The organism is uncultured Tenacibaculum sp. (genome assembly GCF_947494125.1).
In the GTDB taxonomy this organism is placed as follows: domain Bacteria; phylum Bacteroidota; class Bacteroidia; order Flavobacteriales; family Flavobacteriaceae; genus Polaribacter.
This window is the reverse complement of sequence record NZ_CANLTU010000012.1, coordinates 1-12,423: the sequence shown is the minus strand read 5'-3', so window position 1 is coordinate 12,423 and position 12,423 is coordinate 1. Positions and strand designations below refer to the sequence as shown.

The following is a 12,423-nucleotide window of genomic DNA, read 5'->3' as shown; positions in this document are numbered from 1 at the left end:
TATTTTTGTTCGACTTTAAAAAATTCATATCTAATGAACTTACACGAATATCAAGGTAAAGAAATATTAAGCAGTTTTGGCGTTCGTATTCAACGCGGAGTTGTTGCAAATACACCAGAAGAAGCTGTTGAAGCAGCAAAAAAGTTAACTGAAGAAACAGGAACTGGTTGGCATGTAATTAAAGCACAAGTACACGCAGGTGGTCGTGGAAAAGGTGGAGGAGTTAAGCTAGCTAAAAACTTAGATGAGGTAAAAAGTATTTCTAATGACATTTTAGGAATGATGTTAATTACACCTCAAACTTCAGCAGAAGGTAAATTAGTAAACCAAGTTTTAATTGCTGAGGATGTTTATTATCCTGGTGATAGTGAGCCGAGTGAATTTTATATGTCGGTTTTATTAAATCGTGGTACTGGTAGAAATATGATTATGTATTCTACAGAAGGAGGTATGGATATTGAAACTGTAGCTGAAGAAACTCCTCATTTAATTTTTACTGAAGAAGTTGACCCAGCAACAGGATTAATGCCTTTCCAAGCTCGTAAAATTGCTTTTAACTTAGGTTTAAGTGGTGGAGCTTTAAAAGAAATGGTAAAGTTTGTTACCGCTTTATATACTGCATACATCAAGTCAGATTCAGCAATGTTTGAAATTAACCCTGTGTTAAAAACATCTGATGATAAAATTATGGCTGTAGATGCTAAAGTAACTTTAGATGAAAACGCTTTATATCGTCATAAAGATTATGCAGCAATGCGTGATATTCGTGAAGAGAACCCAATTGAGGTTGAAGCGAAAGCTGCAGGTTTAAACTATGTAGATTTAGATGGAAATGTTGGATGTATGGTAAACGGAGCTGGATTAGCAATGGGAACTATGGATTTAATTAAGCAAGCAGGTGGTGATCCAGCTAACTTTTTAGATGTTGGTGGTACTGCAGATGCTCAACGTGTTGAAACGGCTTTTGGTATTATTTTAAAAGATACTAATGTAAAAGCAATTTTAGTTAACATTTTTGGAGGAATCGTTCGTTGTGATCGTGTTGCTCAAGGTGTTGTTGATGCTTATAAAAATATGGGAGACAAAATTAATGTGCCTATTATTTGTCGTTTACAAGGAACAAACGCTAAAGAAGCAAAAGAATTAATTGATAATAGTGGAATGGAAATTATCTCAGCTACTGAGTTCCAAGAAGCAGCTGATAAAGTACAAGAAGTTTTAGAAGCTTAAAAATTAAATTCTTAGTTATATATTAAAAACCTCACTTTTTGTGAGGTTTTTTTGTTTTATCTTGGTGGAACTTAATGAAAACAGATTTATAAAAATGAGAAAGTTATTATTGATGTTACTATTATTCCCTTTGCAATTAATAGCGCAAGAGGTATCTAATTCTGAGTTATTTTGGAATAGTTTAAAAAGTCATTGCGGGAAAGCATATGAAGGGGAAATAGTTGAAGGAGGAAAAGAAGGTGATGGTTTTACTGGAGAAAAATTAGTGATGCATTTTCGCGTTTGCGAAGATAATACAATAAGAATCCCTTTTTTTGTGGGGAATAATAAATCACGTACTTGGGTTTTTAAATTAAATGAAGATAAATTTATTAGTTTGAAACATGATCATAGACATAAAGATGGATCTGAAGATAAAATTACTCAATATGGGGGTGTTAATCCGAATAAGGGCCTAGCTCATATTCAGTTTTTCCCTGCTGACCAACATACAGCGAGTTTAATACCTTATGCTTCTACTAATGTTTGGTGGGTAACTATAGATAAAACAAGTTTTACTTATAATTTACGTAGAGTAGGTGTTGGTAGGTTCTTCTCTGTAAAATTTGATTTAACAAAAGAGATAAATATACCAAGTGCACCTTGGGGAAGTAAAGATTAAAGTTATAAGTTTTCTTTTAAAACTTTAATTTCATCACGTAATTGCGCAGCTACTAAAAAGTCTAAAGCTTTAGCGGCTTCTTCCATCTGTTTACGTTTAGTACGAATGCGTTTTTCTATTTCTTCTTTAGGTAAATATTCTAAATCTTGCTCCGCAGCTTTTTGAATAGCATTATCATATTGATATGTAGTAATAGTATCTTTAGAAAGCGTATTGTCTAATTTTTTATTAATTTGAGTAGGAGTAATCCCGTTTTTAGTATTATAATTAATTTGTTTCTCTCTACGTCTTTCTGTTTCGTCTATAGTGCGTTGCATGCTATTTGTAACTTTATCAGCGTATAAAATAGCGAGTCCATTTACATTACGAGCAGCTCTACCAACAGTTTGAGTTATTGATCTGTGACTACGTAAAAAACCTTCTTTATCTGCATCTAAAATAGCTACTAAAGATACTTCTGGTAAATCTAGCCCTTCACGAAGTAAGTTTACACCAATTAAAACATCAAAAATACCTTTTCGTAAATCTTGCATTATTTGCACACGTTCTAAGGTATCTACATCCGAATGTATATAACGACAACGAACTTGAATTCTAGTTAAGTATTTTGCTAATTCTTCAGCCATTCGTTTGGTTAACGTAGTAACCAGTGTACGTTCGTCTTTTTCTACTCTAATTTGAATTTCTTCAATTAAATCATCAATCTGATTCAAGCTTGGACGTACTTCTATTACAGGGTCTAATAAGCCAGTAGGTCTAATTACTTGTTCAACAAATACACCTTCTGTTTTCTGTAATTCATAATCAGCAGGGGTTGCAGAAACGTAAATTACTTGATTTTGAAGCATTTCTAATTCATCAAATTTTAATGGTCGATTATCCATTGCAGCAGGTAACCGGAACCCGTACTCTACTAAGTTTTCTTTCCTGCTTCTATCACCTCCATACATAGCATGTGTTTGAGGAATAGTAACATGACTTTCATCAATTACCATTAAATAATCTTCAGGAAAATAATCTAATAAACAGAAAGGTCTGGTTCCTGGATCTCTACCATCTAGATAACGAGAGTAATTCTCAATTCCTGAACAGTAACCTAATTCACGAATCATTTCTAAATCAAATTCTGTTCGTTCTTGTAGCCTTTTTGCTTCTAAATGCTTGCCAATTTCTTTAAAATAATCCACTTGTTTTACCATATCATCTTGTATTTTATGAATGGCTTCTTGTAGTACATCTGGAGATGTAACAAATAAATTAGCTGGATAAATAGTTAATTCATCTAACTTTTCAACGATTTGATTACTTTCTATATCGAAAGTCTCTATTTCTTCAATTTCATCCCCAAAAAAGTGAACTCTATATCCACTATCTCCATATGATGGGTAAATAGTTACAACATCTCCTTTTACTTTAAATGTACCACTTTTTATTTCTACTTCTGTACGTGCATATAAACTAGTTACTAATAGATGTAGGAATTTTGTTCGTGATATTTGTTGATCTACTTTAATTGGAATAACATTTTTCTTAAACTCATTTGGATTTCCAATACCATATAAACAAGAAACTGACGCAACTACTAATACATCTCTACGACCAGATAGGAGAGAGGACGAAGTGCTAATTCGTAAACGTTCTATTTCATCATTAATAGATAAATCTTTTTCTATAAATGTTCCTGTTACCGGAATATATGCTTCAGGCTGATAATAATCATAATAAGAAACAAAGTATTCTACGGCGTTGTTTGGAAAGAACTGTTTGAACTCAGAATATAATTGAGCTGCCAAAGTTTTATTATGAGCTAAAACTAAAGTTGGTCTATTTACTTCAGCAACTACATTGGCAACCGAAAAGGTTTTACCTGAACCAGTAACTCCTAAAAGGGTTTGGTATTTTTCATCTGATGTTATTCCGTTTACTAATTGTTTTATGGCTGAAGGTTGATCTCCTGTAGGCTTAAATTCTGAGTGTAATTCAAAGTTCATACAACAAAAATACGGATAGTTTTATTGATATACTACTCGATTTGATAGAGTAATTAAGTATGAATATTTATTTTCTTAGTAAGCTAAAATGGCTTTTTTTAGTGCGAATTATTCCATTTTTATCAAGAAGTATAGCGTTGTACCAATAATCTGAAGAAGGTAGTTTTTTACCATTGTAAATTCCTCCCCAGCCTTTATGATCTTTGCTAGGTATTACAGCGATTCTTTTTCCATATCTATCGTATATATTTACTTCTACAGATTGAAAAAAATCATTGTCTACTCCCAATATCCTCCAAGTATCATAAATGCCATCTTGATTTGGTGTGCAATGTTTTTGAAAGAAAATAATAGGAATTTCATTTGAATTTGTAATCCCACAACCATTTTTATCTCTAATTTTAATTGTATATATTCCTATACTTAAATTTGAAAAAGTATAAGTGAGATTATAAGGTCCGGTATTAAAAATATTAGAACCATTTAAAGCGTATTCATAACTTCCTTCACCCTCTACAGTTATAACTATATTATTGTTATTTAAAGTATCATCTGTAGGAATAATATTTACAATTACAGCCTTGCTTGAAACAGTTACTGTAAAAGTATTATAGCCTGCACATGGACTTTCTGTTAATGAATTATTTCGATAGGCTTCTACTTTATAAATACCTTTATCTGAAGCTTTATAAATAGCACTTGTTTCATTAGGTATTAACTGTCCGTCTTTATACCACAGATATGTATCTAATATATTTCCAGTTGAAGCATCTAAATCTACAGTAGCTATTGGTATGGTATCTTTTGGAACATTTAGGCACAAAAGAATTGGATTAGGATTTCCTCTGGGGGCAGGTAAAAGTTCAATAAATAATTTAAAACTAGTAATTGTAAAACATGAAGATGCTGATTTGGGTGAGATTCTAACAAAAATATCAGAATCATTGGTAAATAAATCATCTTCATAAGGTATTACTATGGGATTTACTTGATTATTCGCATCATTTAAACTTCTATAGAAATCAATAGAATGAGAATTGAGTGAGATTGCTGGATTTAAAGTGATAATCTCTTCTGTTTTTTTTGAAAAATCATAATATCCATTGCCAGAACCAAGACTACTTGTAGCATTTAAATTCGTTGCATTTACATCTGTTTCACAAACATAAACATTCGTTAAATTACTAGTGAAATTTGAGCTTAAAACTCGTAGAGTTAATGTACCTGTAACAAAACAATTTGTATTATTTGAAGCATTATAACTAACACGAACTGTAATTATTTCTGGATTGGTGTTATTAATGTAATTAGTTTTTGGTAATGGATTTAAGAAATTAATGTCTGCTTGGTCAAAAAAATCTACACTAACATTGGTTGCATTATTAGTTAATTGACCTTCTTTTGTAGTTAAATCAAATGTTGTTCTCTGATCTGAAGTATCTGAATCCGTATCGCATTTTTCAAAATCAGGTATGCTAACTATTGTTGGTTGTGGAACAAATTCTATATCTGCATTAGCTGTTAAAGTAGTATTACATGCATTATTTAATTCAATAGTTAGTTCATAAATTCCAGGGCCAAAATTTATATCATTAGTTGTTAGTATAGAATCTGTTCCTATGATGTTTCCATCCTTTACCCAAGTATAAGTTGCTCCAACTTCTATTCTACCTGCTTTTAAAAGGTAATCTCTTCCTGAACAAAAAAACTGTTTATCATTACTAATTACAAGGTCATTATCTGCATTTAAAATAGTAGTTGGTAAAAAATAAGATTGAATAAAGGGGGGGAGGCCTTGAGATGATTCTCTTCCGTTTAAGTTTACACCATTATGTACGTAATTTATTGAGACTTTAGGGTTTTCGGGTGAATTAATTACTCCTAAAAAAGGTTGTCTGTTTACTGCATGATAAATTCTACCGTTTGGCCCAATTTGTAAAGCAGCTCTTGAGCCTTGATAGGTATAAAAAGGAGCCCCTCTTGAATTGTTTATATTATTTATGTCTGGATTAGATACGTCAAACTGATAAAGATTTGCTGTCCCTCCATTGGAAGATATTCCAGTAGCCACATATAATTTATTTCCAGTTATTGAAAATTCAATTCCATATCCATCATTAAAATCTAAGTCAAGACGTCTTCCGTTAGAAATAGAACCAGAGTTAGTATCTAAATCATAGATGTAAGATCCAGATTCAGCAGCAGCCATTGCTAATTTTGTGCCATCTGGAGATGTTTTTAAATAGCCTCTACTTGATAAAAGTCCTAAAGGACTCACCAAACTTGATTGTATTGCTGTGGTATTAACTCCCGCTGTAGTAACTTCATAAGCATAAAAATTATTGGTATCTGCTGTAATTACCCATATAGCGTCGCAACTTTTACCAATAACTGCTGTTATTTTTTCTGTAGCTGTGCTTATTAAAGGAATGTTTTTGGTGATAATATCTCCATTAGCTCCATCCAAATTCATATCTATTATAGAATAATTAACTCCATGCATATTGTTTTCTTGAGCATCGACTGTGAATAAATAATAAATATTGTTTATCGTTGGGTTTGGTACTATTAAAGCAGATTGTGTACTAGAGCTATTTCCTAAGAGATTTGTGCCGTTAGGCATTATATTGTGATTTCTATTCCAAACTGTACTACCATCTGAATAAAAGAGTAGGTTACCATCTTTATCTGAAATAGTTGAACAACCTTCAAATGTATTTAATTGTCCATTTGTGAGCGCAGTAGGATTACCCGCACTAAAATCAATTCCTGCATTTCTTCCGAAATACCATATGTTAGCTTCTTTTTGTGCAGTTGTTATTATAGAGGAGAGGAGGAAAAAAGCGATGATTACTTTCTTCATTCTTAATAGTTTGTAGCTAAATACAAAGTTACTTAAAAAAGAAAGTTGGGACTATAGGTTTTTTCCTCAATTACTTGATAAATAGTGTTTTTCCTATTCTTGAGTTTAGTTTTTTTGAAGGGAAAAGTTCCCCTTTTTTTCAATAATATTATCTTTTAAATCAGTTAATTTTGCATAAAACCAATAATCATTAGGGGGGAGTAGCTTACCATTTAAAGTTCCATTCCAACCTTGTTCAGCATTTTGGTTATTTATAGTATAAAGAACTCTTCCAAACCTATTAAAAATAGTAACGTCTATTTTTTTGAAAAATTTAGATTTTAGGCCATAGATAATCCAAGTGTCATTTTTATCATCTCCATTTGGAGTTAAAAATTTAGAATAACCTATGACACTAACATCTGTAGATATTACAGGCTCACATTTAAGAAGATCTCTCACATAAATAGTGTTTATACCTGGCTGTACTTCATTAAAAGTATGTGACGCTCCACTGCCAAAGAAATTTATATTATCCAAAGAATATTCATAAGAACTATTGCCATTTACACTAATATAAACAGTATTACTTTGTTCATTTTCAAAACTAACATCTAAATTAGTAACATTTGGAGAAGTAGGATTATCAACTAAAAAATCCTTGCTAGTAGAACATTGTACTCCATTTTCAGTTTTATATACTGTGAGTGAAAATTTACCAGTTTTAGTTAAAGTAAATTGGCTATTTGTACTTAGTATATTGTCGTTAATATCTTTCCATTCAAACTTATCATTTTGATTATCTGCATTTAAAATTATAGGTGAATGTATTGCAGGGTTTACACATATTGTATAAGAATCGTTTATTGCAATAATAGGTAAGTTGTTTACTATAAGTTGTATTGATGATATACCTGAGCATTCATTTTCATTTTCAATTTTAACCCAAATAGTTGTTGTTGAGGATTTAAATAAATTAGGTAATTCATTTGTTGATTTTTGAGCATCTTCAAAAGTAGGAAAAAAAGATATTTTGTATAATTTAGATAAATTTAAAAGTGCATTGAGTTCTACTTTTTTACTTTGTAAATCGAAATTACTTTCACTATTACTATTAGGTATTTCACATTCAATAATAGGTACTATATTTATAGATGGTTTAAATAAAGATTCAATTGTAAAGCTTTCAATTTCTGTACACCCGTTAATACTAACAGCTTTTGTGTAAATAACTTGAGGGTTGCTTTCGTTGTGAAAGTTTTCAGGATTTAGAATAGGGTTTGAATTAGTTTGTGCTTCTTTTAAGCTTTTATAAAAAGTGTACGTAAGGCTATTATCTTTAGAAATTTTATCATTTATATTGTTTAAGTTAAATAAACTAATACCATCGTTATTATCATCACATTGTACTAATTTTTGATTTTTTATTAATTCAGGTAAAGGAAAAACTTTGACTTTTTTATAAATATTCTGCTGTTGATTATTTATTGTTATAGTGGCAGTTACAATATAATTTCCAGGTGAGGTATATGTGTGTGTTGGATTTATATTTGTACTTGTGTTTGAGTTATCGCCAAAATCCCAAGAAACGGAAGTAATTGGAGCATAAGAATCTAAAGAAAATTCAAATAAGTCAAAAGCACATTTATTTTCTGTAATTATTCTATTTCTAAAATAGGAAGATATGAAATTAGGAAGTCCTTTATTTGAGGCACCAGTTTCAAGATCAATAGATAGGTGTTGATAATTTGCTTCTGGGTTAATTTTTTGAGGGAAATTTATTACTCCTATTTTTTCTGATGAAATTATTGAGTTTGTATTTTTATTACATAATGCAACATAAATCTTACTATTATTAGCTAATTGTAAGGAACCAAAAAATTCATCTTTAGAGCTAAATATTTGAGTTTTTTTAGGGAAAAGAGGATCATTAGTGTCTGAATTTATAATATATTGATTAACAGTACTAATACCAGTTTGTCCAATTTCTGCTGTATAATATAATATTTTTGAATCAGAAGAGAACTCAAGACCATAAACATACTTTGGGCTAAATAGAGATGTATCTGCAAAAATTCTTTCTTTTAAATTAACAGTTCCATTTTCATTATTAAAATTGTATAAGTATATAAATTGCTTGTTATAATCTGATACTGCAATATATTTCCCATCAGGAGAAACCTTCATGGCTCCTTTTTTAGATTGTATTTCTTCTTGAATTGAGACTATTCTAGAATTAATACCAGTTTCATCAATTTTAAATAAGGTTAACGCATTTATAGGGCTATTAGGAAGACCTGATAAACTGGTATAGGTCATAACCCAAATAGATTTTCCATCAGCATGATGAACAGCTGAAATTTTTTCAGATGAACCACCTATAAGACGAATATATTTAAATAATACTTTCCCTAAAGGATACTTATTTGAGATTTCAATTTCTGTATAATATATTCCTTGAGCAAGTAAAGGTGATGTTGAGTTTGAAATTTTGGTAGTAAACAGGTAAAAATTTTCTTTACTTCCAGGTTTAGGAATGATTATGGAAGTTTGTGTATTTTCTTTATCGGAAGCTAATCCTTCTCCATTTTCCATAATTTCGTGGTTTTTATTCCATACTGTTTGTCCATTAGTATAAAATAATAAATCACCATTAATATCTGAGATTGTAGAACAACCTTCAGGAGTGTTCATTTGGCTATTATTTAGAATACTAATTTCACCTTTATTGAAATATATTCCACCTTTATCTCCAAAATACCAATTGTTTGTTTCATTTTGAGAGAAACAAAATAATGGAAAAAAAATAAATAATAATTTTTTCATAGCTATGAATTTATTATAACATTTAAAGATAGGGAAAATATTTTTTTATCTAAGTGGTGTTTTTCCTATTTTTTATTTATTTTGTTGAAGAGAAAAGTGCCCTTTTTTTTCAATTATATTGTCATTTAAGTCGACTAATTTTGCATAAAACCAATAATCATTAGGCGGTAGAGGTTTACCATTTAAGGTTCCATTCCAACCTTGTTCAGCATTTTGATTATTAATTGTGTATAGAACTTTTCCAAATCTGTTAAAAATTGTTATAGTTATTTTTTTAAAAAAATTAGAATTTACTCCGTAGACAGTCCAAATATCATTTTTATTATCCCCATTTGGAGATAAAAACTTAGGATAACCAATAATACTAATATTATCTGTTGTAATGGCTTCACATTTTTTAATATCTCTAACATAAACGGTGTTTATTCCTGGTATTACATCATAAAATGTATGAGAAGTTCCACTACCAAAATAATCAATATTGTTTAAAGAAAATTCATACGAACTATTACCATTTACTGTAACATAAACACTGTTTTTTTGTTCACTTTGAGAATCAAAATCAAGACTTGTGATTTCTGGAGGAGTAGGATTAATAACAACAAAATTAGATGTATTGGAACATTCTATATTATTTAGTGTTTTATATACGGTAAGTGAATAATTTCCTGTTTTAGTTAAGGTAAATTCGTTATTAGTACTTATAATATTTCCATTATTATCTTTCCATTCAAATTTATTATTATTGTTATCCGCGGATGCTATAACTGGAACATGTGCTGTTGGATCGACACATATTGTATATGATTCGTTTATTCCTGTAACAGGTAAGTTATTTACAATAAGTTGTATTGATGATATACCTGAACATTCATTTTCATTTTCAATTCTAACCCAAATAGTTGTTGTTGAGGATTTATATAAATCAGATAATTCATTTGTTGATTTTTGAGCATCTTCAAAAGTAGGAAAAAAAGATATTTTGTATAACTTAGATAAATTTAAAAGTGTATTTAGTTCTACTTTTTTTCTTTGTAGGTCGAAATTACTTTCACTATTACTATTAGGTATTTCACATTCAATAATAGGAGCTATATTTATAGATGGTTTAAATAAAGATTCAATTGTAAAGTTTTCGATTTCTGTACACCCATTAATACTAACAGCTTTTGTATAAATAACTTGAGGGTTACTCTCGTTGTAAAAATTTTCGGGATCTAGAATAGGGCTTAAATTACCTTGTGCATCTGTTAAACTTTTATAAAAAGTGTACGTAAGGCTGTCATCTTTAGAAATTTTATCATTTATATTGTTTAAATTAAACAAACTAATACCATCGTTATTATCATCACATTGAACTAATTTTTGATTTTTTATTAATTCAGGTAAAGGAAAGACCTTGACTTTTTTATAAATATTATTTTTTTTGTTATTAATAATTATTGTGGCATTTATAGTGTACTCTCCTGGTGTAACATAACTATGTTTAGGGTTCATTTGTGTACTTGTATTGCCATCGCCAAAATCCCAAGAAACAGAAGTAATTGGAGCATAAGAATCTAAAGAGAATTCAAATAAGTCAAACACACATTTATTTTCGGTAATAATTCTATTTCTAAAATAAGAAGATATGAAATTTGGAAGCCCTCTAGTTGAATTGTTTGGGTTTAAATTTATTTTATCATGTATATAATCACATTGACTTCCTTCTTTATCTGGGGCATTAATAACGCCTATTGTTTTTATTGATCCATTATAAAAATCATTATTATAAGAAACATAAATTTTGCTATTTGGGCCTAATTGTATAGAGCAAGGAAAGAAGTTTGGTTTAGAAAAAATAGTTTTACCTAGTTGGAAAATATCATTAGAGCTTAAATCAAATTGCTTTAAAACAAAATTAGGAGGACCATTACCATATTCATAGCCTGTATAATACATTATTTTTGAATTTGGAGAAAATTCTGCACCATAAGCTGAAATTCCACTGGTAAAACTTATAGCCGTAGTAATTATTTTATCTTGAGATATTTCACCTGTTGAAGTATTAAATTTATAAAAATATAATGTACCAGGTACAGTTAATACAACAATTTCTCCATTAGGACTAGCTTTTAATGTTCCAATCGATGGTTTAATATTATTTATTAAAGTTCTTTGTGGAAGTAGATTCACTCCATTTTCATTAACATTATAAATGAAAAAGGAGTTGAAATTCTCTTTATTTGCTGAAATTTTATTAGTTAATGTAATTACCCATATAGATTTTGAATCAGCACTATGAATTGCTGTTATTTTTTCAGCAGAAAAAGAGTTTAACCTCCTGTTCTTTTGTGAAACTTTACCTAAAGGAAAATTATTATTTATTTTTATTTCATTAAAATAAAGACCATCAATAAATTTATCAGATTTTTTTTTTCGTGTTGTGAAAATAAAAAAAGTATCGTTATTATTGGGTTTAGGAATTATTATAGTACTTTGAGTATGATTTATGTCACCAGCTAAATTATCCCCGTTTTCCATAATTTCATGATTTTTATTCCATACCGTTTTTCCATTAGTATAAAACAAAAGATTTCCGTCATTGTCGGAAAATGAAGAGCATCCAGCAGGAGCTTTCATTTTTCCATTATTTACGGATTCTGGAGTTGCTTTATTGAATTTCATTCCAGCTTCATTTCCAAAATACCAATTAATGGTTTCGTTTTGACTAAAGCCGTAAAAGGAAAAAATAAAGATAAAAAATACTGTTAATTTATTCATAGCTAATGAATTAATATTAATTCATTAGCTAATTTAATAAATTATTTTCTTAAAATAGAGAAGTGGCCTTGATGTTGGTGCATTTTTCCTTTTCTGTCTACGAGTTGAAT

6 protein-coding genes are annotated in these 12,423 nt (G+C 29.6%); 2 read left to right on the top strand and 4 right to left on the bottom strand.

Annotated features, from left to right (window positions below):
- Nucleotides 1-33: 33 nt before the first annotated feature.
- Together sucC and Q0881_RS15000 are read left to right on the top strand one after the other, a co-directional pair.
- Complete coding sequence (gene sucC / locus Q0881_RS15005) at nucleotides 34-1,230, top strand: ADP-forming succinate--CoA ligase subunit beta (protein WP_299161959.1); 1,197 nt, start codon at nucleotides 34-36, stop codon at nucleotides 1,228-1,230.
- 94 nt (nucleotides 1,231-1,324) lie between these two features.
- Nucleotides 1,325-1,891, top strand: coding sequence for a hypothetical protein (locus Q0881_RS15000; protein ID WP_299161957.1), 567 nt, complete (start codon nucleotides 1,325-1,327; stop codon nucleotides 1,889-1,891).
- Nucleotides 1,892-1,893: 2 nt separating this feature from the next.
- Here the strand turns inward: Q0881_RS15000 and uvrB are convergent, their stop codons facing one another.
- The 4 genes from uvrB to Q0881_RS14980 form a co-directional block, all read right to left on the bottom strand.
- The gene (uvrB, locus tag Q0881_RS14995; RefSeq protein ID WP_299161955.1) at nucleotides 1,894-3,882 is read right to left on the bottom strand and encodes an excinuclease ABC subunit UvrB; all 1,989 of its coding nucleotides are present in this window, start codon (nucleotides 3,880-3,882) and stop codon (nucleotides 1,894-1,896) included.
- 67 nt (nucleotides 3,883-3,949) lie between these two features.
- Nucleotides 3,950-6,745 (bottom strand): T9SS type B sorting domain-containing protein, encoded by a 2,796-nt coding sequence (locus Q0881_RS14990; protein ID WP_299161953.1) that lies wholly within the window; start codon nucleotides 6,743-6,745, stop codon nucleotides 3,950-3,952.
- 105 nt (nucleotides 6,746-6,850) lie between these two features.
- Entirely contained in the window at nucleotides 6,851-9,550 is a 2,700-nt protein-coding gene (locus Q0881_RS14985; RefSeq protein ID WP_299161951.1) for a T9SS type B sorting domain-containing protein, read from the bottom strand.
- 72 nt (nucleotides 9,551-9,622) lie between these two features.
- Complete coding sequence (locus Q0881_RS14980; RefSeq protein WP_299161949.1) at nucleotides 9,623-12,313, bottom strand: T9SS type B sorting domain-containing protein; 2,691 nt, start codon at nucleotides 12,311-12,313, stop codon at nucleotides 9,623-9,625.
- Between the last annotated feature and the right edge of the window lie 110 nt (nucleotides 12,314-12,423).

Bases quoted from the DNA above. Each gene is read 5' to 3' on its own strand.
- sucC (WP_299161959.1), top strand. From the start codon at position 34: ATGAACTTACACGAATATCAAGGTAAAGAAATATTAAGCAGTTTTGGC.
- Q0881_RS15000 (WP_299161957.1), top strand. From the start codon at position 1,325: ATGAGAAAGTTATTATTGATGTTACTATTATTCCCTTTGCAATTAATA.
- uvrB (WP_299161955.1), bottom strand. From the start codon at position 3,882: ATGAACTTTGAATTACACTCAGAATTTAAGCCTACAGGAGATCAACCT.
- Q0881_RS14990 (WP_299161953.1), bottom strand. From the start codon at position 6,745: ATGAAGAAAGTAATCATCGCTTTTTTCCTCCTCTCCTCTATAATAACA.
- Q0881_RS14985 (WP_299161951.1), bottom strand. From the start codon at position 9,550: ATGAAAAAATTATTATTTATTTTTTTTCCATTATTTTGTTTCTCTCAA.
- Q0881_RS14980 (WP_299161949.1), bottom strand. From the start codon at position 12,313: ATGAATAAATTAACAGTATTTTTTATCTTTATTTTTTCCTTTTACGGC.